General features: G+C 62.7%; 22 protein-coding genes and 2 pseudogenes. 5 read left to right on the top strand and 19 right to left on the bottom strand.

The features are described from left to right. Nucleotides 1–52: 52 nt before the first annotated feature. A complete protein-coding gene (locus BLR26_RS05315; protein WP_093378784.1) occupies nt 53–556 on the bottom strand; it encodes a retropepsin-like aspartic peptidase RloA2 in 504 nt (167 codons plus the stop codon). Between the two features lie 180 nt (nt 557–736). On the opposite strand from BLR26_RS05315, the gene BLR26_RS05310 reads away from it, so the two are divergent. Next, nucleotides 737–1,624 carry an acyltransferase gene (locus BLR26_RS05310; RefSeq protein WP_093378780.1) on the top strand — a complete coding sequence of 296 codons (888 nt, stop codon included), beginning with the start codon at nt 737–739 and terminating at the stop codon, nt 1,622–1,624. Here BLR26_RS05310 and BLR26_RS05305 read toward each other — a convergent pair whose 3' ends face one another. The 12 genes from BLR26_RS05305 to glyA form a co-directional block, all read right to left on the bottom strand. Further along, nucleotides 1,625–2,782: a glutathionylspermidine synthase family protein gene (locus BLR26_RS05305; protein ID WP_093378777.1), complete on the bottom strand. Its 1,158-nt coding sequence runs from the start codon at nt 2,780–2,782 to the stop codon at nt 1,625–1,627. It lies immediately after the preceding gene. 9 nt (nt 2,783–2,791) lie between these two features. Continuing rightward, complete coding sequence (locus BLR26_RS05300; protein ID WP_093378773.1) at nt 2,792–3,388, bottom strand: DUF1190 domain-containing protein; 597 nt, start codon at nt 3,386–3,388, stop codon at nt 2,792–2,794. Between the two features lie 13 nt (nt 3,389–3,401). Next, complete coding sequence (locus BLR26_RS05295) at nt 3,402–4,169, bottom strand: DUF1190 domain-containing protein (RefSeq protein WP_045199141.1); 768 nt, start codon at nt 4,167–4,169, stop codon at nt 3,402–3,404. Nucleotides 4,170–4,185: 16 nt separating this feature from the next. Continuing rightward, nucleotides 4,186–4,614, bottom strand: coding sequence for a DUF350 domain-containing protein (locus BLR26_RS05290; protein ID WP_093378770.1), 429 nt, complete (start codon nt 4,612–4,614; stop codon nt 4,186–4,188). 71 nt (nt 4,615–4,685) lie between these two features. Continuing rightward, nucleotides 4,686–5,252: a DUF2780 domain-containing protein gene (locus BLR26_RS05285; protein ID WP_045199137.1), complete on the bottom strand. Its 567-nt coding sequence runs from the start codon at nt 5,250–5,252 to the stop codon at nt 4,686–4,688. A gap of 183 nt (nt 5,253–5,435) precedes the next feature. Next, the gene (gene fdhA / locus BLR26_RS05280; RefSeq protein ID WP_045199135.1) at nt 5,436–6,635 is read right to left on the bottom strand and encodes a formaldehyde dehydrogenase, glutathione-independent; all 1,200 of its coding nucleotides are present in this window, start codon (nt 6,633–6,635) and stop codon (nt 5,436–5,438) included. Nucleotides 6,636–6,795: 160 nt separating this feature from the next. Next, the gene (gene purU, locus BLR26_RS05275; RefSeq protein WP_093378767.1) at nt 6,796–7,653 is read right to left on the bottom strand and encodes a formyltetrahydrofolate deformylase; all 858 of its coding nucleotides are present in this window, start codon (nt 7,651–7,653) and stop codon (nt 6,796–6,798) included. 11 nt (nt 7,654–7,664) lie between these two features. Next, nucleotides 7,665–8,297, bottom strand: a complete 633-nt coding sequence (locus BLR26_RS05270; protein ID WP_093378763.1) for a sarcosine oxidase subunit gamma — start codon at nt 8,295–8,297, stop codon at nt 7,665–7,667. A gap of 67 nt (nt 8,298–8,364) precedes the next feature. Continuing rightward, on the bottom strand, nt 8,365–11,382 hold the full coding sequence (locus BLR26_RS05265; RefSeq protein ID WP_093378759.1) for a sarcosine oxidase subunit alpha: 3,018 nt from the start codon (nt 11,380–11,382) through the stop codon (nt 8,365–8,367). Beyond that, on the bottom strand, nt 11,379–11,708 hold the full coding sequence (locus BLR26_RS05260) for a sarcosine oxidase subunit delta (RefSeq protein ID WP_045199126.1): 330 nt from the start codon (nt 11,706–11,708) through the stop codon (nt 11,379–11,381). The genes BLR26_RS05265 and BLR26_RS05260 overlap by 4 nt, the downstream gene beginning before the upstream one ends. Before the next feature lie 14 nt (nt 11,709–11,722). Next, nucleotides 11,723–12,973: a sarcosine oxidase subunit beta family protein gene (locus BLR26_RS05255; RefSeq protein ID WP_038998326.1), complete on the bottom strand. Its 1,251-nt coding sequence runs from the start codon at nt 12,971–12,973 to the stop codon at nt 11,723–11,725. A gap of 20 nt (nt 12,974–12,993) precedes the next feature. Continuing rightward, nucleotides 12,994–14,247, bottom strand: coding sequence for a serine hydroxymethyltransferase (gene glyA / locus BLR26_RS05250; RefSeq protein ID WP_093378755.1), 1,254 nt, complete (start codon nt 14,245–14,247; stop codon nt 12,994–12,996). 231 nt (nt 14,248–14,478) lie between these two features. On the opposite strand from glyA, the gene BLR26_RS05245 reads away from it, so the two are divergent. Then, complete coding sequence (locus BLR26_RS05245) at nt 14,479–15,519, top strand: threonine aldolase family protein (RefSeq protein ID WP_093378747.1); 1,041 nt, start codon at nt 14,479–14,481, stop codon at nt 15,517–15,519. A 78-nt stretch (nt 15,520–15,597) separates the two neighbouring features. Here the strand turns inward: BLR26_RS05245 and BLR26_RS27655 are convergent, their stop codons facing one another. The 4 genes and pseudogenes from BLR26_RS27655 to BLR26_RS05230 form a co-directional block, all read right to left on the bottom strand. Further along, nucleotides 15,598–16,326, bottom strand: coding sequence for a methyl-accepting chemotaxis protein (locus tag BLR26_RS27655; protein ID WP_371128666.1), 729 nt, complete (start codon nt 16,324–16,326; stop codon nt 15,598–15,600). 132 nt (nt 16,327–16,458) lie between these two features. Beyond that, nucleotides 16,459–17,490 (bottom strand): annotated as a pseudogene (locus BLR26_RS27650) (cache domain-containing protein); the annotation flags it as partial. A 201-nt stretch (nt 17,491–17,691) separates the two neighbouring features. Further along, entirely contained in the window at nt 17,692–17,994 is a 303-nt protein-coding gene (locus BLR26_RS05235; RefSeq protein WP_038998322.1) for a cell division protein ZapA, read from the bottom strand. Beyond that, nucleotides 17,991–18,221 carry a hypothetical protein gene (locus BLR26_RS05230; protein ID WP_045202365.1) on the bottom strand — a complete coding sequence of 77 codons (231 nt, stop codon included), beginning with the start codon at nt 18,219–18,221 and terminating at the stop codon, nt 17,991–17,993. Before BLR26_RS05230 ends, BLR26_RS05235 begins: the two co-directional genes overlap by 4 nt. 274 nt (nt 18,222–18,495) lie before the next feature. Here BLR26_RS05230 and BLR26_RS27645 point away from each other — a divergent pair. After that, nucleotides 18,496–19,266, top strand: a pseudogene (locus BLR26_RS27645) (MCP four helix bundle domain-containing protein); the annotation flags it as partial. After that, complete coding sequence (locus BLR26_RS27640; RefSeq protein ID WP_371128665.1) at nt 19,249–20,121, top strand: methyl-accepting chemotaxis protein; 873 nt, start codon at nt 19,249–19,251, stop codon at nt 20,119–20,121. The pseudogene BLR26_RS27645 and the gene BLR26_RS27640, both read left to right, overlap by 18 nt. Here BLR26_RS27640 and BLR26_RS05220 read toward each other — a convergent pair. After that, the gene (locus BLR26_RS05220) at nt 20,111–21,937 is read right to left on the bottom strand and encodes a flavin monoamine oxidase family protein (RefSeq protein WP_093378732.1); all 1,827 of its coding nucleotides are present in this window, start codon (nt 21,935–21,937) and stop codon (nt 20,111–20,113) included. The genes BLR26_RS27640 and BLR26_RS05220 overlap by 11 nt on opposite strands. 163 nt (nt 21,938–22,100) lie before the next feature. On the opposite strand from BLR26_RS05220, the gene BLR26_RS05215 reads away from it, so the two are divergent. Further along, the gene (locus tag BLR26_RS05215; RefSeq protein ID WP_093378727.1) at nt 22,101–23,021 is read left to right on the top strand and encodes a nitrilase-related carbon-nitrogen hydrolase; all 921 of its coding nucleotides are present in this window, start codon (nt 22,101–22,103) and stop codon (nt 23,019–23,021) included. Here BLR26_RS05215 and gbcB read toward each other — a convergent pair. Further along, nucleotides 22,942–24,042: a glycine-betaine demethylase subunit GbcB gene (gene gbcB / locus BLR26_RS05210; RefSeq protein ID WP_093378723.1), complete on the bottom strand. Its 1,101-nt coding sequence runs from the start codon at nt 24,040–24,042 to the stop codon at nt 22,942–22,944. The two genes, BLR26_RS05215 and gbcB, sit on opposite strands and share 80 nt — an antisense overlap. Between the last annotated feature and the right edge of the window lie 243 nt (nt 24,043–24,285).

Raw genomic sequence — 24,285 nt, 5'->3', positions numbered from 1 at the left:
GAACCGCTTTTTCTTGCAGCTTGTCGCTTAAAGCTTGCAGCTAGTGAGCTGCTCAGCAGCTCGGCTTGTCTGCGGTAAAGCGCCGCGCCGGGTTTACCGCCGCCTTGAACTCGCGCAGCGCCTTGGCACCGATCAGCAACGGGTAGTTGAAACTGCTGCGGTCGGTCAGGTTGACCTCGACGGTGCGTTTCACGTCGCCCAGGCACAGCTCCAGGTCGACCACCGGGCGCTTGCTGATCTCGGCGCCCTCGCCGTCTTCGTCTTCATCGGCGCGGTTCTTGATCTTGCTGATGCGCGCCAGCTTGTGTTCATAGACCTTGCCGTCGGCGTCCTTGGTGGCGACCCGAAAGCGCACCCACTCTTCGCCGTCACGGGTGAAGGTTTCGATGTCCTTGGCCGACAGCGAAGCGGTCAGCGCGCCGGTGTCCATCTTGGCCTTGAAGGTCTGGCCACCGACTTCCGGCAGTTTGATGTATTCGTAGCGGCCATACAGGGTCGGCTCGGCGGCCAGGGCCGGCAGGGCTAACAGGGACAGCAGTGCAAGTACCGATTTCACAGGATCCGCTTCCTTGAGATAAGACAGTGTTTAGACTGCGAAGGCAGGATAGGTTCGCGCCAATAGCTTATTCAACACAATGTGAAACATTTGTCCGGAGGGAGCAGACCGGAGCATTTGGCGTACGCCGACCGGGTGCTTATCATTGTCGACCGCTTACTTGAATATAAGAGCTTTCTTATGCGCCGCTTGCTGACGGGCATTCTTGTGACCTTGCTGTTGCTGCTCAACACCCTGGTCCTGATCGGCCCGCTGATGGTCTTTGCCCTGCTCAAACTGGTCCTGCCCGGCCGTTACCGCGACTATGCCTCGTGGGCGGTGATGTGGATCGCCGAAACCTGGGCCGAAATCGACAAACTGATCTTCCGCCTGTGCATCCCGACCATCTGGGACGTGCGCGGCGCCGCCGACCTGCGTATCGACACCTCGTACCTGGCGGTCAGCAACCACCAGAGCTGGGTGGATATCCCGGCGCTGATCCAGGTGCTCAACCGGCGCATTCCGTTCTTCAAGTTCTTCCTGAAAAAGGAACTGATCTGGGTACCCTTGCTGGGCCTGGCCTGGTGGGCCCTGGACTACCCGTTCATGAAGCGCTACAGCAAGGCCTTCCTCGACAAGCACCCCGAGCTCAAGGGCCAGGACCTGGAAATCACCAAGGCCGCCTGCGAGCTGTTCAAGCGCCAGCCGGTGACCGTGGTCAACTACCTCGAAGGCACGCGGTTCACCGAGGCCAAGCGCGCCGCCCAACAGTCACCCTTCAAGCATCTGCTCAAGCCCAAGGCCGGCGGCGTGGCCTTCGTGCTGGCGGCGCTGGGCGAACAGCTCGACGCCCTGCTGGATGTCACCATCGTCTACCCCGGCGACAAGGCCCCAGGGTTCTGGGACCTGCTCAGCGGCAATTTGCCCAAGGTGATCATCGACATCCAGGTACATGAGCTGGACCCGGCACTGTGGAGCGGCGACTACGAGAACGACCCGGTGTTTCGCCAGACCGTGCAGGACTGGGTCAACCAGCTCTGGCACGCCAAGGACGCCCGCATCGAGGCCTTGCGCGCCGAGCTGCGCTGATCAGTCGATGATCGCGTGGGGCAGAAAGCGGCTGCTGTCCTTGGTGATCAGCGAGTTGTCTTCGCGAATGCCGATGCCCGCCGGCAGGTCGCCGACCACCCAGCTGCCGATCACCGTGTAGCTGTCGCCAAAGCGCGGCAGCGCCTGGAACTGCTGGATGATGCTCGGCCCGCCGCCATACGGGCCATCTTCGACCACCCGCTTGCCGCTGGCGGTGTGGATCTCGATGTTGGCGCCTTCGCGCGAGAAGAACGGCTTGCGCACCCAGCCCTTGTCGAGGGGCGCGCCCGGGGTTTGCTCGATGAACGCCGGCAGCAGGTTCGGGTGGCCCTGGTGGCGTTCCCACAGCAGCGCCAGCATGCCCTTGTTGGAAAGGATCGCCTTCCACGGCGGCTCGACGAACAAGGTACCGCTGGTGGCGATCGCCGGGCCGTAGGGGTCATGGAAGATGTCTTCCCAGGGGTAGAGTTTGAACAGGCTCGGGATCGGTGCGCCAACATCATCGACAAATCGCCCGCCGCGGCTCAGGCCGATGTCTTCCATGTCTACCAGGCGCGCATCGAGCCCGGCGCCGAGGGCGATATCGCGCAGGTATTCGACGGTGCCGCGGTCTTCGATCGAGTCTTTCACCGAAGAAAAGTAGAACGGCGTGGCAAAGGTATTGGCACCCATCACCTGGGTGAGTTTGTCTTCCAGGCTGTTGAACTGGTCGGCGTCGGCCGGCAGCATGCCGCGCTGCATCTGCTGCTCCAGCCACAGGTACTGGAAGAAACTGGCTTCGTAGAGTGACGTCGGCGTGTCGTAGTTGGCCTCCAGCAGCTTGGCCGGGCCCTTGCCGTCGTAACACAGGTCCATGCGCCCGTAGAAATGCGGGTGGCCGTCGCGCCACGAGCGGCGGATCAAATCGAAGTACGGTGCCGGGATCGCCAGGCGCTCGAGCAGCTCTTCACTGTCGACCACCTCGGCCACCAGCGCCATGCACAGCTCATGCAGTTCGCGGGTGGGCTCTTCAAGATCGTCTTCGATCTGCCGCAGGCTGAACTGGTAATAGGCCGACTCGTCCCAGTAGGGCTCGTCGCCGAAGGTGTGGAAATTGAAACCGAACTGCTCGGCGGTGGCACGCCAGTCCGGGCGCGGGGCGATGGAAATTCGCTTCATCTGCAATCCTCAGGTGCTGTAGCCGCGTAGCGACGAGCGGCTGTTGAACCCGTTGCTATCCAGGGTCAACCAACGCGTCGAGCCATAGCTGTTACCGCCGAAAACACGCAATTGGGCAGGCGCCACGTCAGCTCTGCCCTGTTCACTCAATGCACTGCTGACAAACGCCTCGCGGCCCTTGCGCGCCCGGTACACAGGCTCCGCCAGGTAACGCGGTGCGGCATCGACATAGCGCAGGCTGGTCCAGTGCGCCTGGTCGATCGGCACCCCGTCGTCATAGACCTGGCGCTCGGTGGTCAGGTTGAAACCGTCCATGGCCGGCAGAAAAAAGCCGTTGCCCTCGACCTGCTGGCAGCGCTCAAAGCGCAGCTGGCAGGCGTTGAGGTCGTCAAAGCGCGGCGCGTGGGCATAGTGCAGCTGCTGCGCGACATCCCGTGCCTCATTGCACGCTTCAGCGCGGGTGCCACTGCCAATGCACTGCTGCACCCCTTGATGGTGACGCACCTCGCTATACGGCTTGATTGCCGCCACCTGGTTGTCGCAGGCACTGAGTACCAGCGGCAGGCTACCCAAGGCCAGCAGGCGCAGGGATTTGCTGCGTTTCATCGGCTGACCTCGTTCAGGAAGCGAAGCCGCCACGCCCCGAAGCACGCGAGACAAAACCGTTGTGGGTACCCACCGCGAACGGCCGGGCCGAGCTGATCAGCTTGTTAGTCTGGGCCATGGGGATAATCGCCGGATGGGCGCTGCCCACGTGCGCCGGGTCGCTGCCGGCAACGGCGCTACCGCCGCCACTCGCCGCCGCATGCTGCGCGGCTTCGCTGAACGGCTGCGAGGCCGGGTGCGAGGTGTCCAGGCCGGCGTAGTAATTGTGATTTGCCACTTGCTCGGTCAGGGTGCTGACCTTGAACGCATTGCGCCCGTCGCGCTCGTGATAGATCGCCTCGGTCGAATAGCGCGCATCGGTGTCGGTGTACTCGTAATAGCGACGACCGCCGCCGGAGCCGCCGCTCGACGATGAGCTGTTGGTCGACGAACTGCTGCTGTTGTCCTCATCGTCGGCGTACACCTGGCGTTCGGTGGTCAGGGCAAAGCCTTCCATCGGCGGCACGTAGTTGTTGGCGTAACGGCGAAAATCGCACTTGAAATAGACTGCCTCACAGGCCTCGGCGGTCAAAAAGCGCGGGACGTTGGCGGCATGGTGGTTCTGCGCGGCGACCCAGGCTTGCTGGCACACCTGGCGCGGCTTGCCGTCCATGACGCAATAGTCGACGTCCTGGTAGCGCTTGGTTTCGCTGATGATTTTGGTCGGCCGGTCGCCACAGGCGGACAGCACCAGCGGCAGGCTGCCGAGGGCGACCAGGCGAATGGTTTTGCTGCGTTTCATTGTCGATCGTCCCTGATCAGGCGGCGGGGGTCATGCAGGCGGCGTTGAGCAGGCCAATACCAATGGACACGGCGGCCAGCAAAATGGCCGAGGCGGTTTCCTGGCGGGCAACCCGTTCAGCCATGCCTTTGACGCAGCGGTTGACCACCACGAACGCCAGCAACTGCACCACTGCGGCAATCAGCGCCCAGAGCAGGAAGTCGAGCAGCGAAATCGAATGGGAAATGGCACTGGCCACCGGAATCGCAAAACCGATCAAGGCACCGGCCAGGGCAATGGCGGCGGCATTGTTGCCTTCGCGGATCAAGCGCAATTCGTTGTAGGGGGTCAGGCGGGTGTAGATGAATGCGTAGAGGCCGAACAGCACGGCGGCGCCGAGCATGTAGACCACAAAGCCGAGCACGGCGTCGGCAGGCAAAGACATCTTCAGGGCGTCCATGAACATGGCGAATCACACTTCCTTGTAAAACGGGGCGGGACATATAGCACACCGCCCCGCCCGCGCAAATAGCTGGCTTACACGGAAGGCACGCCCGCCCCTGTGCCCCACAGGCTGCCCAGGCTCTGCAACAGCGAGCCGCCGACGCCTTGCTGGCCCAAGTACTGCAGGATCAACGGCGCGAACTGGCCGATCATGCCGGTGTCCATGCCCAGCGCGCTGAAGGCGTTGTTGAGGTCATTGGTGTCTTTGACATTACCCAGGGCATTGCTCAGGGCCGAGGACTTGTCGCTCTTGCCCAGCAGCGTGCCCAGACCGTTCAAACCGCCCAGGGCCTTCTCGCCGGAAAGCAGGTCAAGGCCGGGCACGGCTTTGCTCAGTTGCTCGTAATCGCCGCTGTTGAGCTGGTTCTTGGCCAGGCCCAGCAATGCGCCGGTGCCGCCGATGGCTTGTTCGGGGGTGACTTTCAGTTCGCTGCCGAGGGTATTGAGCAGGTTCGCCGAAGCAGCGGGGGCCTGTACCGCGGCATCGCCGCTGTTGCCCTTGGCGGCGTTGTAGACATTGGCCGCGTCATTGAGGCTGAAGCCTGCGAATACCGGAGTGGCAGCCAGGGCCACCAGGGTGACCAGTGCGAAACGTTTCATCGAAATACCTCGTCAGCCGTTAAGGCAGGGAAAACGAGGTTTCGACCTTGTGGGCGGGGGATTGTTCCCTTGTAACCGGTGGGAGCGGGCTTGCCCCGCGATGCGATGTGACTGACAGACCTCTATCGCGGGGCAAGCCCGCTCCCACAGGCACAGTGGGAGCGGGTTTGCCCCGCGATGTGTTTAGGCAGCGCTGAACAGCTTGTGCGGGTCGATGACGAATTTCTTCGGCACGCCGGCATCGAACTCGCCATAGCCTTCAGGTGCCTGGTCGAGGCTGATCACCTGCACACCCACCACTTCGGCAATGTTGATGCGGTCCCACATGATCGCCTGCATCAGTTGGCGGTTGTATTTCATCACCGGGGTCTGCCCGGTGTGGAAGCTGTGCGACTTGGCCCAGCCAAGACCAAAACGGATGCTCAGGCTGCCGATCTTCGCCGCGGCATCCACCGCGCCCGGGTCTTCGGTGACGTACAGGCCAGGGATACCGATCTTGCCGGCAACCCGCACCACGCCCATCAGCGAGTTGAGCACGGTGGCCGGCGCTTCGTGCTTGGCACCGGCATGGCCGTGGCCACGGGCTTCGAAGCCCACGGCATCGACCGCGCAGTCGACTTCCGGCTCGCCCAGCAGGTTGGCGATCTGCTCGTGCAGCGGGGTGTCCTGGGACAGGTCGGCAATTTCGAAACCCTGGGCCTTGGCGTGGGCCAGGCGCACCGGGTTGACGTCGCCGACGATCACCACCGCAGCGCCCAGCAGGCGCGCCGACGCCGCTGCAGCCAGGCCCACCGGGCCGGCACCGGCGATGTACACCGAGCTGCCCGGGCCAACCCCAGCCGTCACCGCGCCGTGATAGCCGGTAGGGAGGATGTCCGACAGGCAGGTCAGGTCGCGGATCTTCTCCATGGCCTTGTCGCGGTTCGGCAGTTTCAGCAGGTTGAAGTCGGCGTAAGGCACCAGCACGTATTCGGCCTGGCCACCGGTCCAGTCGCCCATGTCGACATAGCCATAGGCACCGCCGGCGCGGGCCGGGTTGACGGTGAGGCAGACGCCGGTGTGCTGCTCTTTGCACGAGCGGCAGCGGCCGCAGGCGACGTTGAAGGGTACCGAAACCAGGTCACCGATCTGCAGGTTTTCGACGTCCCTGCCCTTCTCGATGACTTCGCCGGTGATTTCATGGCCCAGCACCAGGCCGACCTGGGCCGTGGTACGGCCACGGACCATGTGCTGATCGGAGCCACAGATATTGGTGGAGACCACCCGCAGGATCACCCCGTGCTCGATCTTGCGACCGCGCGGGTCCTGCATTTTCGGGTAGTCAATCTTCTGCACCTCGACCTTGCCAGCGCCGAGATACACCACACCACGATTACCAGACATGCTTTCACCTCGCTAAAGTTTGTTGTTATGTAGCGGTGCAAAGTGCGCTGCCCGTAGGCGGCGCTGTGTTACTGGAATCTGTTTTTGCCTTGAAGGCCTCATCGCGGGGCAAGCCCGCTCCTACCGGTGTGGGAGCGGGCTTGCCCCGCGATGGCGGCCGTCAGAGCACTACCGTTCTGTTGGCGTTGAGGAACACCCGCCGCTCGATGTGATAGCCCACCGCCCGCGCCAGGGTCAGGCACTCGATATCACGGCCCTTGGCGATCAGGTCTTCGGGGTAATGGCTGTGGTCGACCGCCTCGACGCCCTGGGCGATGATCGGCCCTTCGTCGAGGTCGTTGTTGATGTAGTGCGCGGTGGCACCGACCAGTTTCACGCCCTTGTTGTAGGCCTGGTGGTAGGGCTTGGCGCCCTTGAAGCCGGGCAGCAGCGAGTGATGGATGTTGATCGCCCAGCCGTCGAGCTTGCGGCACAACTCGGGCGACAGCACCTGCATGTAGCGGGCAAGGATTACCAGCTCGGCGCCGGACTCTTCGATCACCTGCAGCACCTTGCGCTCCTGCGCCGGTTTGTCATGGGGGTCGAGGGCGAAGTGGTAATAGGGAATGCGGTGCCAGTGGGCCAGGGGCTCTAGGTCCGGATGGTTGGAAACCACTGCCACCACGTCCATGCTCAACTGGCCGATGCGCTGGCGATAGAGCAGATCGTTGAGACAGTGATCGGCCTTGGAGACCATGATCACCACTTTCGGTCGGTGCTTGGGCGCGGTCAGCTCGAACAGCATGCCAAACGCCGCGCCGCGCTCGGCCAGGCCTGCGCGAAAGCTGGCCTCGTCGAAATCATCCGGCTGGCGGAATTCCACGCGAATGAAAAAGCGCCCGGACAGCCGGTCATCGAACGAGTGGTGCTCGGTAACGTAGCAGTGCTGCTCGAACAGGTAACGCGTCACCGCATCCACCGTGCCGAGCAGGCTCGGGCAGTCGGCGGTGAGAATCCAGGTGTCCGGTGCACGACTCATGGCATTGCTCCTTAAGCCTGAATGCTCAGGCCGTATTCGGCGGAAGCGTCCTGCAGCCACAGCCACCAGTAGTCGGAGAAACTGCGGCGGATCAGCAGCTCCCAGGTTTCTTCACCGGTGCGGCGGATCACCAGTTGCGACTTGGCGAACACCGTGCCGACGGCCTTGCCCACCGGAAAGTTGTTTGGATGTACATCGTAGCTGGTGGATTTCATCAGCACGTCGCGCACGTTGGGGCCGCTCAGTTCCAGCACGGTTTGCCCGCCACTGACGTTGACGATCTGAACGTGCAGGCCATCGAGGGCGTCGCGCAGCTTTTGCTCGACGGCAAATTCCTCACCGCCGGGGACGATCAGCAGCCATTCATCCGGGCCCAGCCACTGCAGCGACATCTCGCCGTTGGCGACCACGGTCAGGGCCACCGGCAGCTCCAGGCCCAGGGCCTTGAACACACCGCCGGCAAAGGCCGGGTCCTTGCCATCGCCTCGCAGGGTCAGGTGGCCGAGGAGTTTTTTCTCGCGCAGGGTTACCCCGGCGTTTTTGCGACCCTTGCCGATCAGGCTCGGCAGGTCGGCGTGGTGCAGCGGCGTTTCAGCCTTGGCGTCGTTGCCGGGGCGTTGCTGGTAGACGTTGATCGTGCTCATTACACACCTGCCTTGAATTCTGTGGACCTGGTAACGCGATCCCTGTGGGAGCTACATCACGCCGGCGTTAGATGTTCTGCCGTTCACCCTTCGGATCGAAGAACACCGAAGAACAGATCTCGGCCTCGATCACGCTGCCATCGGCCTGGGGCGAGTAGACCCGTTCGCCGATGCGTTTGAGCCCGCCCTTGACCACACCCATGGCAAACGAATAGCCCAGGGAGTTGCTGGCGTAGCTGGAGGTGACGTGACCGACCATGTCCATCGGGATCGCTTGTTTCGGGTCGAACACCAGTTGCGCGCCTTCCGGCAGCCACTTGTTGGGGTCGAGCGGCTTGAGCCCGACCAGCTGCTTGCGGTTCTCGCGCACGCAGTCTTCACGGTTCATCCCGCGCCAGCCGATCCACGAAAACGGCTTGGTGCGGCCAACACACCAGCCCATGTTGAGGTCGTCCGGGGTCATCGAGCCGTCGGTGTCCTGGCCGACGATGATGAAGCCCTTCTCGGCGCGCAGTACGTGCATGGTTTCGGTACCGTACGGGGTCAGGTTGTATTGCTTGCCGGCAGCGACGATCTTCTCCAGCACGCCCATGGCGTAGTTGGCCTGGACGTTGACTTCATACGACAGCTCGCCGGTGAACGAGATACGGAACACCCGCGCCGGCACACCGCCGACCAGGCCCTCCTTCCAGGTCATGAACGGGAAGGCGTCCTTGTCCAGGTCGATATCGCTGACTTCGCTGAGCAGCTTGCGGCTGTTGGGGCCCGACAGGGTCAGGGTCGCCCAGTGGTCGGTGACCGAGGTGAAGTACACTTTCAGGTCCGGCCATTCGGTCTGCTGGTAGATCTCCAGCCACTGCAGCACCCGCGCCGCGCCACCTGTGGTGGTGGTCATGATGAAGTGGTTGTCGCCGACACAGGCGGTGACGCCGTCGTCGAAGACCATGCCATCTTCTTTGCACATGAGGCCGTAGCGGGCCTTGCCAACATCGAGCTTGGTCCAGGCGTTGGTGTAGATGCGGTTGAGGAATTCGCGCGCGTCCGGGCCCTGGATGTCGATCTTGCCCAGGGTCGAGGCGTCGAGCAGGCCGACGCTGTCACGCACCGCCTTGCACTCGCGAGCCACGGCGGCATGAATGTCCTCGCCGTTGCGCGGGAAGTACCAGGGGCGCTTCCACTGGCCGACGTCTTCGAATTCGGCGCCGTTCTTCACATGCCAGGCATGCAGGGCAGTAAAGCGTACCGGCTCGAACAGGTGCCCGCAGTGCCGGCCCGCCACCGCGCCGAAGGTGATCGGCGTGTAGTTGGGGCGGAACATGGTGGTGCCCATTTCCGGGATGGTGATGCCCATCGAACGGGCGGCAATCGCCAGGCCGTTGATGTTGCCCAGCTTGCCCTGATCGGTACCAAAGCCCAGCGCGGTGTAGCGCTTGACGTGCTCGACCGACTCGAAGCCTTCGCGGGTAGCCAGTTCGATGGCGGCGGCGGTGACGTCGTTCTGCTGGTCGACGAACTGCTTCGGCGCCCGTGCAGTGTTCTTGTCGTGGGGCACCTGGAACAGCGCCACGGTTGGTTCCTCCTGGCGTGCCAGGACTTTCGGAATCACCCCCAGCACCGCCTTGAAACCGGCTTCGGTGGCGGCGCGCACGCCGCCTTCAAAACCATCGGCGAGGGTGTCGGCAAGGGCGAACACACCGTTGATGCCACCCACGCACACGCGTTTTTGCGGTGCTTCACCGGGTACGAAACCGAGAATGTCTTCACGCCAGACCGGTTTGCCGCCCAGGTGCGAAGCCAGGTGCACCACCGGGCTGTAGCCGCCGGAGGTGGCTACCAGGTCGCAATCCAGCCACTCGCCGGGGCTGCTGACCTTATGCGCCTTGACGTCGATGGCGGCAACCCGGGCTGCAGTCACGTGCTTGCTGCCGCGCGTCTCGATCACCGCACTGGAGGTGAGGATGCGAATGCCCTTGGCCCGCGCCTCTTCCACCAACGAACCGCGCGGGTTGTGGCGGGCATCGGCGACGGCGACCACGTTCAGGCCGGCGTCGTGCCAGTCCAGGGCTACGCGATAGGCGTGGTCATTGTTGGTCGACAGCACCAACTTGCGCCCCGGCGCCACGCCATAGCGGCGCACGTAGGTCGAGACCGCACCGGCGAGCATGTTGCCCGGCACATCGTTGTTGCCGTACACCAAAGGCCGCTCGTGGGCGCCAGTCGCCAGCACCACACGCTTGGCGCGTACCCGGTGCATGCGCTGGCGCACCTGGCCGATCGGCGCGCGATCGCCCAGATGGTCGGTCAGGCGCTCGTGAATGGTGAGGAAGTTGTGATCGTGGTAGCCGTTGACCGTGGCCCGTGGCAACAGGGTGACTTCCGGCAGTGCCTTGAGCTCGGCCACCACTGCCGCAACCCAGTCGGCGGCCGGCTTGCCGTCGAGAGTTTCACGGCTGTCGAGCAGGCTGCCGCCGAACTCTTCCTGTTCATCGGCGAGGATCACCCGCGCGCCGCTGCGGCCAGCCGCCAGGGCTGCGGCCAGGCCGGCGGGGCCGGCGCCGACCACCAGCACGTCGCAGTGGTGGTTCATGTAGTCGTAGCTGTCCGGGTCGTTCTGCAGCGGCGCACGGCCAAGGCCGGCGGCTTTGCGGATGTACTTCTCGTAGGTCATCCAGAACGACTGCGGGTACATGAACGTCTTGTAGTAGAAACCCGGCGGCATCAGCTTGCCGCCGACCTTGCCGAGGATGCCCATGACGTCGTTGTTCACATTCGGCCAGCCGTTGGTGCTGGTGGCCACAAGGCCGGCGTACAGCGCCTGCTGGGTGGCGCGCACGTTGGGCACCTGGGTGGCTTCGGTGGCGCCGATCTGCAGGATGGCGTTGGGCTCCTCGCTACCTGCGGCGATGATCCCGCGGGGGCGCGAGTACTTGAAGCTGCGCCCGACGATGTCGACGCCGTTGGCCAGCAGCGCGGCGGCCAGGGTGTCACCGGCAAAGCCCTGGTAGGTCTGGCCGTTGAAGGTGAAGTTCAAGACTTTGCTGCGATCGATACGACCGCCGTTGGACAGGCGATAGACCTGGCTCATACCTTTTCTCCCTGACCACTGACTGCCAACTGCGGGCTGGTGTTCTTGCCGGTGACCTGCGGCTTGGCGCCGATCGGATAGGTTTCGAGAATTTCGTAGGTCAGCGTGTCACGCGTGGCGTTGAAATACTGGCGGCAACCAGCGGCGTGAATCCACAGCTCGTGGTGCAGGCCACGGGGGTTATCGCGAAAGAACATGTAGTCGCCCCACTCCTCGTCGGAGCAGGCGTTGGGGTCCAGCGGCCGGGGAATGTGCGCCTGGCCTGCGGCGTGGAACTCCTCTTCGGAGCGCAGCTCGCCGCAGTGGGGACAGAAGATATGCAACATGGGGATTTCTCCTGTTAGTGGGCGACAGCGGCGGCGCCGTGTTCGTCGATCAGTGCACCGTTGTGGAAACGGTCGATGGAAAAGGGTTTGGCCAGCGGGTGCATTTCGCCCTTGGCCAGGCTTGCGGCAAAGACGTTGCCCGAGCCTGGGGTGGCCTTGAAGCCGCCGGTGCCCCAGCCGCAGTTGAAGAACATGTTCTTCACCGGGGTCTTGGAGATGATCGGGCAGGCGTCCGGGGTGGTATCGACGATGCCGCCCCACTGGCGGTTCATGCGCACCCGCGAGAGGATCGGGAACATTTCGACGATGGCCTGCAGGGTGTGCTCGATCACCGGGTACGAACCGCGCTGGCCGTAACCGACCCAGCCGTCGATGCCGGCGCCGATGACCAGGTCGCCCTTGTCCGACTGGCTGATGTAGCCGTGCACGGCGTTGGACATGATCACGCTGTCGATGATCGGCTTGAGCGGCTCGGACACCAGTGCTTGCAGCGGGTGCGATTCGATCGGCAGGCGGAAACCTGCGAGCTTGGCCATGTGCCCGGAGTTACCGGCGGTGACCACGCCGACGCGCTTGGCGCCGATAAAGCCTTTGTTGGTCTCGACGCCGATGACCACGCCGTTTTCCTTGCGAAAACCGATCACTTCGGTTTGCTGAATCAGGTCGACGCCCAGGGCGTCGGCGGCGCGGGCAAAGCCCCAGGCCACGGCGTCGTGGCGGGCAACACCACCGCGGCGCTGCACGGTGGCGCCGATGATCGGGTAGCGGGTGTTCTTCGAGCAGTCCAGGTAAGGGATTTCTTCAGCTACTTGTTGAGCATTGAGCAGCTCGCCGTCGACGCCATTGAGGCGGTTGGCACTGACCCGACGCTCGGAATCACGCATGTCCTGCAAGGTATGACAGAGGTTGTAGACGCCGCGCTGGGAGAACATCACGTTGTAGTTGATGTCTTGTGACAGCCCTTCCCAGAGCTTCATCGCGTGTTCATACAGGTGCGCCGATTCGTCCCACAAGTAGTTGGAGCGAACGATGGTGGTGTTGCGCGCGGTGTTGCCGCCACCCAGCCAGCCTTTCTCGACCACTGCCACGTTGGTGATGCCGTGTTCCTTGGCCAGGTAGTAGGCGGTGGCCAGGCCATGCCCGCCACCACCGACGATGACCACGTCGTAGACTTTTTTCGGGGTGGGCGTGCGCCACATGCGCTGCCAGTTTTCGTGGTGGCTGAGCGAGTGCTTGAAGAGGCCGAAGCCTGAGTAACGTTGCATAGTCTTTACTCCTGGACCACTCAGCGATAAACCGGAAAATCTGCACAGAGTGCCGACACGTTCTTCGCAACATCGGCCTCGACGTCGACATCGCCGAGGTTATCGAGGATGTCGCAGATCCAGCCGGCCAGCTCCACGCACTGGCTGACCTTGAAGCCGCGGCTGGTGACCGCCGGAGTGCCGATGCGCAGGCCGGAGGTGACGAACGGCGACTGTGGGTCGTTGGGCACGGCGTTCTTGTTGACGGTGATGTGCGCACGGCCGAGGGCGGCGTCGGCCTCTTTGCCGGTCAGGCCCTGGCGGATCAGGCTGACCAGGAACAGGTGGTTGTCGGTGCCGCCGGAAACCACGTCATAACCGCGTTTGATGAACACTTCGGCCATGGCCTGGGCGTTGTCGATCACCTGCTGTTGATAGGTCTTGAAGCCAGGCTCCAGCGCCTCCTTGAAGCACACCGCCTTGGCGGCGATCACGTGCATCAGCGGGCCGCCCTGGGCACCGGGGAACACCGCGGCGTTGAGCTTCTTCTCGATCTCTTCGTTGCTGCGCGCCAAAATCAGGCCGCCACGCGGGCCGCGCAGGGTCTTGTGGGTGGTGGTGGTGACCACGTCAGCGTAAGGCAGCGGGTTCGGGTACAGGCCAGCGGCGACCAGGCCGGCAACGTGGGCCATGTCGACAAACAGATAAGCACCGACCTTGTCGGCGATCTGACGAAAGCGTGGGAAATCGAGGGTTTTTGAGTAGGCCGAGAACCCGGCGACGATCATCTTCGGCTTGTTCTCCAGCGCCAGGCGCTCGACTTCGTCGTAGTCGATCAGCCCGGTGTTGGTGTCGATGCCGTACTGCACGGCGTTGTACAGCTTGCCCGAGGACGACACCTTGGCGCCGTGGGTCAGGTGACCGCCGTGGGCCAGGCTCATGCCCAGGATGGTATCGCCGGCCTGCAGCAGGGCCAGGTATACGGCGCTGTTGGCCGAGGAACCGGAATGCGGCTGGACGTTGGCGTAATCGGCGCCGAACAGCTGCTTGGCGCGGTCAATGGCCAGTTGCTCGACTTTATCCACATGCTCGCAACCGCCGTAATAGCGCTTGCCCGGGTAGCCTTCGGCGTATTTGTTGGTCAGGCCGCTGCCCTGGGCCTGCATGACACGCTTGCTGGTGTAGTTTTCCGAGGCGATCAGCTCGATGTGATCTTCCTGGCGTTGCTCTTCGGCATTGATCGCCGCCAGCAGTGCATCGTCATAACCCTGGATCTGGTCTTGCTTGCTGAACATCGCAGTCTCTCCCGGCAGCGGCATCGGTTCTTGTCGGGCAATTGCCCTTTTGCAGCGATGGTATGACCGACGCAGACAGCCCAGATGCCTACGGACGCCACGCAAAGGTGCGTTTACGACATGTAGCCTCATCGCGGGGCAAGCCCGCTTCCACGGGGGCAATGCTTTGTATAGGCGACGCCGCAATTCTTGGTTTAGAGTGCTCGTCTGCGTCGTTCACAGGACAGTGTCATGCCAGATAAAAGCCAGCAATTCGCCAGCGACAACTACTCAGGTATCTGCCCCGAAGCCTGGGCCGCCATGGAAAAGGCCAACCAGGGCCACGAGCGCGCCTACGGCGACGACCAATGGACGGCACGTGCCTCGGAATACTTCCGCAAATTGTTCGAAACCGACTGCGAAGTGTTCTTCGCCTTCAACGGCACCGCCGCCAACTCGCTGGCGCTGTCGTCGCTGTGCCAGAGCTATCACAGCGTGATCTGCTCGGAGACCGCCCACGTCGAGACCGACGAATGCGGCGCCCCGGAGTTCTTCTCCAACGGCTCCAAGCTGCTCACCGCGCGCAGCGAAGCCGGCAAGCTGACCCCCGAGTCGATCCGCGAAGTGGCGCTCAAGCGCCAGGACATCCACTACCCCAAGCCACGGGTGGTGACCATCACCCAGGCCACCGAGGTCGGCAGCGTCTACCGCCCGGACGAGCTCAAGGCCATCAGCGCCACCTGCAAGGAGCTGGGCCTGAACCTGCACATGGACGGCGCCCGCTTCAGCAACGCCTGCGCGTTCCTTGGCTGCAGCCCGGCGGAGCTAACCTGGAAGGCCGGTGTCGATGTGCTGTGCTTTGGCGGCACCAAGAACGGCATGGCGGTGGGTGAAGCGATCCTGTTCTTCAACCGCGAGCTGGCCGAAGACTTCGACTACCGCTGCAAGCAGGCCGGGCAACTGGCGTCGAAGATGCGCTTTTTGTCGGCACCCTGGGTCGGTTTGCTGGAAGACGGCGCCTGGCAGCGCCACGCTGTGCATGCCAACCACTGCGCGCAGTTGCTCAGCGAACTGGTTCGCGATGTGCCGGGGGTTGAGCTGATGTTCCCGGTGGAGGCCAACGGGGTGTTCCTGCAGATGTCGGAACCGGCGCTGGAAGCCTTGCGCAACAAGGGCTGGCGCTTTTACACCTTCATCGGCAGCGGCGGCGCACGCTTCATGTGCTCGTGGGATACCGAAGAGGCGCGGGTGCGTGAGCTGGCGGCGGATATCCGGGCGGTGATGGGGGCTTGAGGGCCTTATCGCGGGGCAAGCCCGCTCCCACCGAAGATCAATGAAATCCGGTGGGAGCGGGCTTGCCCCGCGATAATTTCAAAGGCGAAACCCACCCATCTGCCGCGCCAGGTCATCGGCCAGCCCGCGCAGCGCCTGGCACTCCTCCCGGCACCCCTGCACATCCACCGCCGTTTCCCGCGCCAGGTCGGAAATCCCCTGCACCGTGCGGTTGATCTCCTCGGTCACCGCCGACTGCTCTTCAGTCGCTGTCGCCACCTGATGGTTCATGTCACTGATGTGCTCGACCTGCTCGGTGATGGTCCCCAGCGAAGCACCGGTCTGCTGGCTCGACTCCACGCCCGTACCGGTTGCCGCCTGCCCGGCCTGCATCGACGCCACCGCACTGCCGGCACCCTGCTTGAGGCGCAGGATCATTTGCTGCACTTCATCGGTGGACACCTGGGTGCGCCGCGCCAGGGTTCGTACTTCATCGGCGACCACGGCAAAGCCGCGGCCCATTTCGCCGGCCCGCGCCGCTTCGATGGCAGCGTTGAGCGCCAGCAGGTTGGTCTGCTCGGAGATGCTGCGGATCACCGCCAGCACTTCGTCGATCGACGCCACCTCCGTAGCCAGCTCCCCCACTGCACTGGCCGCCTGGCCAATCTCCTCGGACATGCCCTCGATATGGGCAATCGAGCGGCGCACTACGTCGCGGGCCTGTAGCGCTTCGCTGCGCGCGGTTTGCGAGGCGTGCGCGGCATTGCCGGCATTCTGGGCAATGTCCTGCACGGTCAGGCCCATCTCATGCACGGCGGTGGCGACCATCTCGGTCATTTCCTGTTGGCGGCCGGAACGCTCGGCGGTGTTGTCCACCACTTGCGTGACTTGCGCCACCGAGGCCCGCAGGCGCTCACTGGTGCTCAGCACTTCGCCGATCAGGTCACGCTGGCTGTCGAGAAAGCGGTTGAAGCCACGGGCCAGGTCGCCGAGTTCGTCTGCACGGTTCTCGTCCAGGCGCTGGGTCAGGTCGCCGCCGCCATTGCCGATGGCCATCAGGGCAGCGGTCACGCGGCGGATCGGCCGGACGATACCGCGTGCCAGCAGTACCACCAGCAACAGCGACACCAACGCCACTGCGCCGCCAATCAGGCTGGTCAGCCAGACGGTCTCGCGTACCTGGGCGTAGATCTGCGCTTCTGGCACTTCGGCAACCAGCGTCCAGTTGAGGTCACGCAGCGGCAGGCTGAGGGCCAGGTAGCCCTCGCCATCGCGCTCGAAGCGGCTGCTGTGCAGGCCCTGCTCACGGCTCAAGACAACTTTGGCAGCCTCGCCACCAATCTGTTCGGCCAACTGCCGCTTGCCGCTGAACTGCGCCTGCGGATGCACCTGGATCAAACCGTCGCCGCGCACCAGCATGACTCGCCCGTGCTCGCCAAAACTGAAGTTGTGAATCAGCTCGGACAGTTCGGTCATGCGCAGGCCAAGCCCGGCGATGCCCACCAGTTGCCCGGCTTTTTCCACCCGATAATCGATGAACAGCGCCAGTTCGCCGGTGCTGCCATCGGTGTCGATGTTCAGCAGCCGCGGGTTGCCGCTGTCGATGAAGCCGAAGAACCATTTGTCCGCCGGGTTGCTGCGGCTGAGGGTGCGGTCCAGGCCTTTCTCGTTGTAGTAGTGGTTGCTCGCGGTCGCGGCAAACAGCGCGGTAAAGGCCTGGTTGTGCTTGCGCAGGGCTTCGAGGTACTCGATGAATTGCGGCGCCTGGGCACTGTCTTCGCCCGCCGCCAGCCAGTCGCGCAGCAGGGTGTTGTTGGCGATGTCCGCCGCCGCCGTCAGCGGCCGGCCAAGCATGCGCTCGATGTCGTTACGAATCGCCTCAATGCTCGCCGGCAAGGCAGTGTCGACCAGGTAACGCTCGGTCAGCCGATTGACCGCCACGCTGTAGATGCCGACCACCACCAGAATGCTCAGCAACAGCGCTGCGCCCATGCTTGCGATCAATTGCCACTGGATACTGCGCCGCCAGAACTGCATGTATTTCCCCTGGGTAAATAAGCCCTGTAGTGCAAGAGACAGGCCAATTGTATACAACAGGAAATACAATAATGACAGTGATCCACAGCAATGCCGGCCCACCCTCCCGAAGGCGGTGAGCTGGCAAAAAGGTTTAGCTTGGGGCTTTGGAGGCGATCAGCTGTTGCTGATGGTCCGCGCAATCACATCGACCGTGGCGTTGACTTGCTCTTGGTAACGGTCGAGGGCCTGCTGGTGCTGCTGTTGCAGTTCGATCTGCTGCGAGCACAGGTTGAGGGCTGCCAGTACCAGCAGCTTGTCACCGATCAGAGTCGGGTATTTACGCTTGGTATCGGCCAATGAGGCATTGAGCATCTGCACCGCTTGCGCCAGCGCCTGCTCCTGGCCTTCGGGGGCCTTGATCGAATAATCGCTGCCGAGGATCGACACGACATTGATCGGCTGCGCTGAGGTTTTCATGCGTTCACGGCACCAACGCTGGCACGCTCAACCAGGGCCTGGATGCGTGCGGCGGTAGCGCCCTGCTTTTCTTCCTGCTCCAGCAGGCTCAATTGCAAGCTGTCGTTTTCATCTTTGGCCTGGGCCAGTTCGGCACTGATTTGCGCGTTGCGCTCGGTCAGTTCCTGATTCTTCTGCACCAGGTCGCTGACCAGTTGCTCCAGTTGACTAAGGGAAGTTTCCAACATGATTGCCTTCTCGGGGTGTTTCAGGGGGCGCACACGATAAAGAAAAGTCCGCGTGCTAGCCAGGGATATCGGGTTTAGACGCTTCGGCCTGGTGCAGATTGACCCGCCGATCCGGGTCCGGTTCCCCGTTTTGCCTACCACCGGTCAGGAAAAAAGATAGCTGCCTCACAATTTCATCTTCGCCCGCTCAAGTCTTTACCCCGCCGACCGATAGGCATGGCAGTCCTGACTCCTGCGCACGGTTCGCGTGCCCTTTTCCCTCCTGGATACCACCATGTCCCTACGCAACATGAATATCGCCCCGCGCGCGCTTCTGGGCTTTGCTCTGATCGGTGCGCTGATGCTGGCCCTGGGTCTGTTCGCCCTGAACCAGATGAGCAAGATTCGCCAGGCCGGCGAAACCATCGAGACCTCGACGGTGCCAAGCCTGACCAACCTCGACCAACTGACCCAGCTGACCCTGCGCCTGCGCACTCTGTCGTACCGCCTGCTGCTCAACCGCGAAGCCGACACCCTGCAGGCCACCCTCAAGCTGATCGACCAGCGCAACCAGCAGATCGACGACGCGCGCCGCAACTACGAACCGTTGATCTTCGGCAACCAGGAACGCTCGGCCTACAACCAGTACGTGCAGTTGCTGGGCCAGTACCGCCAACTGGAAAACCGCATGCGCCTGGCCTCGCAGAACAATGACCTGGACACCCTGCGCAACCTGATCAACCGCGACATGCTCGACAGCTCCGAGCAGATCAACAGCGTCATGGATCAACTGGTCAGCATCAACACCGAACAAACCAGCGAGATCAACCGCACCGCCGCCGAACAATATTCCAATGCCGTGACTCTGGTGATCGGCCTGCTGCTGGCCGCCACCGCCCTGACCCTGATCTGCGCCCTGCTGCTGACCCGCAGCATCGTCAAGCCGATCGACGAAGCCCTGCAGGCCGCCGAGCGGATTGCCGAAGGCGACCTGACCCGCAGCATCCACGCCGAAGGCCAGGACGAAGCAGCGCGTCTGCTCAAGGCCATGGCCAAGATGCAGAACAAGCTGCGCGACACCCTGCAGCAGATTTCCGGCTCGGCCACCCAGCTGGCATCGGCGGCCGAAGAGCTCAACAGCGTCACCGACGAAAGCGCCCGTGGCCTGCAGCAACAGAACAACGAAATCGAACAGGCCGCCACGGCCGTCACCGAGATGACCAGCGCCGTCGAAGAAGTCGCGCGCAATGCCGTGAGCACCTCGGAAGCCTCCAAGGAAGCCACCCGTTCGGCCGGTGACGGCCGTGACCTGGTCATGGAAACCGTCAGCGCCATCGAGCGCATGAGCACCGACGTGCAAGGCACTGCCGAACTGATCGGCAACCTGGCGGAAGAGTCGCGTGATATTGGCAAGGTGCTCGATGTGATTCGCGGCCTGGCCGACCAGACCAACCTGCTGGCACTCAACGCCGCCATCGAAGCGGCGCGTGCCGGGGAAGCCGGCCGCGGCTTTGCCGTAGTGGCTGATGAAGTGCGCGCCCTGGCCCACCGCACCCAGCAGTCGACCAGCGAAATCGAACGGATGATCGGCAGTATCCAGGGCGGCACCGAGCAGGCGGTCAACTCCATGCGCAACAGCACCGAACGCGCCGAGTCGACCCTGAACATCGCCCGTGGCGCCGGCCTGGCGCTGGAAACCATCACCGGCGCGGTGGCCGAGATCAACGAACGCAACCTGGTGATCGCCAGCGCCGCCGAAGAGCAGGCCCAGGTTGCCCGCGAAGTCGACCGCAACCTGGTCAACATCAACGATCTTTCGGTGCAGTCGGCCACCGGCGCCCACCAGACCAGCGCCGCCAGTGCCGAGCTGTCGCGCCTGGCGGTGGACCTGAGCGGGCTGGTGTCGCGCTTTAGCGTTTGACCTGCAGATCGGCCAGCGCAGCCGGCTTGAGGGGGTCCCACTGCGCAATGGGACCGCCCTCGGGGCTGAAGCCGTTGTTGTAGCGCGTGGCCAGTTTGTCCACGGCATTAAGTGCCGTGGTCACCGCCCCTTCAGCCCAACCGCCGGTCCAGGACACATCGTCGCCGGCCAGGATGAAGCCATCCACTGCGCTACCGTCACTGCCCTCCTTGAACTGGCTGAACAACAGCCGCTGGTACTCGTACTGGCCCGGCAGGTTCATCTTGAAAGCCCCAAGATAGAAAGGCTCGTTCTCCCAGTTGATCTCGACAAAGGGGTCTGCCGCAGGGAAATGCGAAGCCAGGTCCAGGCCGGGATAAACCTGATCGAGCAAGGCGGTGCACAACTCGCCATGCTGCGGCAGGTCGCCCTGACGGTCACCGAGAAACTTCAGGCTGTCGTCGTTCCAGGTATATGACAAGAAAACCCCACTACCTTTGTAGGCTCCCGGGTTTCGGCTGTAGTCCACCAGGTAGGTGCCACGGGTCAGGCGGTCAGACAGGGTAATACTCATCAGTTGCTTGCCGTCCGGCCCGCGCTGGGTCCAGAACGGCTCGCGGGTAGCGGCAAATACCTTGGCCGACTGCATGTAGTGGGTATACATCACTGCTTCCCATTGCTGCTGCGTCAGCAGCGAACGGCTGGCCTCAAGGCCTTCGGCGCCGTTCATGTAGCGGAACTTGTCGAGTATCCGCACATGCGGGGTGTAGACCACACTGGCGTAGCGCAGGCGTTGGTCGCGTCCGCTCTGCAGGTCATGGCAGAGCACTTCGAAACCGCCACCTTCGCCCGCTGTCAGGCGCTTGATCTGCCGAACTTCCTGGCGCAGCGGGTCGCCCGGAAACGCGCTCGCCAGTTCTTCCAGGGTCATGTTCTGCGGCCAGAACACGCTGTCATCACCAAAGGCCGCTGCAGGTTGCTGCCAAAGCCGTAGGGGCAACCGGTCGGCACCGTCGCGCATCAACAGGTGGTTGATATCCAGCCCGGTATACAGCACCCGCAGTACTTCCAGAAAGCAATTGGGAAAGTCGGTGTTCCAGCCACCCGTACCAAAGCCGATCTGGCCGAACAGGTTAATCTCGTCGGCAGGCCAACGCGCCTGCTCGACCATCGCGGCATGAAAGCTGAGGTTGTCCCAGCCTTCGCGCAAAATTGCATTCCACAACAGTTTGATTTTCGCCTGGTCTATTGTCCCGGCAGACATGGCGTGTTCCATTTCCTTGAAATGGATAGGCGCCTGCTCGAGAAACTCATCGAAGAACTTGATTTCAATGTTCTCGAACGCCGGCGGCCGGGGAAAGTTGTCATTGCCGACTTCGTAGTAATATTTTTCGTCGGCATAATCAACGACGGTACTAACGGCGGCGGCACTTCCGGGATTGGGAAAGTCTTCAGTGTTATCCCGCATGCGCACTTTGCTGAAGTAATGCATCAGCGCCTGGCCCGACAACGGAAAGCGCATGGCACCGCGCTCAAACGGCACGCTATCGTTGACCGCGGTCGAATACAGGCGCCCGCCTATGCGTCCGCTGGCCTCCACCAAAACCGGATGCAGGCCCATGCGCATTGCTTCATAGGCGGCAACCAGCCCGGCCACGCTGGCCCCCACCACCAGCACTTGCTGGCCATGATGCTGTGGCTGGATTCGGCCAAGCGGTGCCGGCCCCTTGTCCGCCAGGTACTGCCCATAGTCAAAAGGAAAGTCTGGAATCAGCGCCCGAACCTGATTATCCAGCACACGCTTGGCGGAAAGAATTCGTGAAGGGATCGAGGACATATCAGGCTCCGCCTGAAGGCAGTGATGAACTCACAGCATAGAGCCGGGGGTCTTCAATAGTTATATTGATTGGCAATCAAAAACACGGAACTTGAACTAGCAAAAATGCCAGTTGACGCTAACTATTTTATATCGCCTGATCATTATTTTCAGGAGAGCACACATGAACACATCATCACTGCCGCTGCGCATTGCTTGCGCCCAAGTTGCACCGAAAGTTGCCGATGTAATCCATAACCGCGAAGTTTCCAATGCAGCGATCATCGAGGCCGCCCGGGAAGGCGCGGAACTGGTCGTGCTGCCGGAGCTTATGCAGAGCGGCTACGTGTTTGAAGACCGCGACGAAGCCTTGAGCGTTGCCGAGGGTTTATACGACGCCACGGTCAAGGGTTGGTTCGCCCTCGCCCGGCAACACGAGATCATGGTGGTGGCCGGCCTGTGCGAACGCCTGTCGGCAACCGAAGTCGCCAACAGCGTAGTGCTGATCGAGCCTCAGGGCTGGATCACCTGCTATCGCAAGGTGCACCTGTGGGACCGGGAAAAACTCATCTTCACACCGGGCGAACAACCGCCACCCGTTGTGCGAACGGCCAAAGGGCGAATAGCACTGATGATCTGTTATGACCTGGAGCTCCCGGAGTGGGTACGCCTGGCTGCGCTGAGTGGTGCACAGTTGTTGTGTGCGCCCGCCAACTGGCCAGAATTCCCCCGCCCTCCCGAGGAGCGCCCGGCAGAAATCGTCCGGGTTCAGGCGGGGGCAGCAGTGAATCGCATGTTCATCGCGGTTTGTGATCGCCATGGCAGCGAACGCGGGGTCGACTGGGTGGGCGGTTCAACCATTGTCGATGCCGACGGCTTTCCCCTGGCTGGCGCCAGCAGCCTGCCCGAAGCGCAACTGCTGCTGGCCGACCTGGACCTGAGCGACGCCGACTACAAGTGGATCAGCGACCACAACCATGTCCATGAAGATCGCCAGCCGCAGCTTTACGGCGGTGTCTGCAACACTAGTACTCAATCCGTACGTCACCCTTCGGCACACTGCAGCAGGACAAAATATAACCCTCCGCCACATCGTCATCAGTGATGCCACCGTTGTGTTCCATCTCCACTTCGCCGCCCAGCTTGAGCACCTTGCAGGTGCCGCAGATGCCCATGCCGCAGGCCTTGGGGATCATCAGCCCGAGCTTGGCCGCCGCCGCGTGCACGGTCTCGCCCGGGGCGACGCGGATGCTCTTGCCGGTGGCGGTGAATTCGACTTGGTGCAGGTCGCCGGCGTCCACCTCGGCAGCTTCGGCGGCTTGTTCGGCGTGTTCCACGGCATCGGCCTTGACCTCGGCCGGGGTCGCGCCGAACGACTCTTCATGGTAGCGGCTCATGTCGTAGCCGCTACTTTCCAGCAGGCGCTTGACCGCGTTCATGTAGGGCGTCGGGCCGCAGCAGAAAATCTCCCGTTCCAGGTAGTCCGGGGCGATCAACTCCATCAGCTTCTGGTTCAGGTAGCCGCGATAGCCCGCCCAGGGCTCGCCCAAGCCGTGCTTCTCGCAAATGATATGAAGGCTGAAGTTGTCGATTCGCGACGCCATATGTTCCAGCTCGCGGTGATAGATGATGTCTTTCGGTGAGCGCGCGCTATGAACGAAAACCATGTCGACATTGCCGTTGGTGTCATAGAACCAGCGGGCCATGGACATCACCGGGGTGATACCGACGCCGCCGCTGAGGTACAGCACCTTGGGGCTGGGGAAATCCATGGCGTTGAACAGCCCGACCGGGCCGTGCACCGCCAGCTCCTGGCCTTCGTGCAATGTGTCGTGCAGCCAGTTGGAGACCTTGCCGCCGGGCACGCGCTTGATGGTCACCGAGAAACTGTAGGGCACCGACGGCGAGCTTGAGATGGTGTACGAGCGCATGATCGGCTCGCCATCGATCTCAAGCTCCAGGGTGACGAACTGCCCGGGCTTGAAGAAGAACATGATCGGCTGGTCGGCCATGAAACAGAAGGTGCGCACGTCCCAGGTTTCCTGGATCACCTTGACGCAACGGACGATGTGGCGGCCGTTGGCCCAGGTCTGGGTGCTGACCGGATTGAGGAAGCTGTTGGACATGCTCGTCTCCACGGCCGACTGCGGCCTGATGGCTGCGATTCTGCTTAAGCCGCGCAGGCGACACTTACCTATCCGCGACATTGGCGTGCTTATCGCGACCAGCCCCCAGCCAAGGGGGCTTACGCGTCGGAAACGGATCTGATCATGTCGTCCATGGATATGGTTCCTGCGCCCTTCGAACGCACACTCCAACGCACATGATCCTGCTGTACTTGAGCCTTGCGTCGCCATAACAACGATTAG

This window comes from Pseudomonas sp. UC 17F4 (assembly GCF_900101695.1).
In the GTDB taxonomy this organism is placed as follows: Bacteria; Pseudomonadota; Gammaproteobacteria; order Pseudomonadales; family Pseudomonadaceae; genus Aquipseudomonas.
Note: the sequence above shows the minus strand (reverse complement) of the source record. Positions and strands in the feature narration are given on the sequence as shown.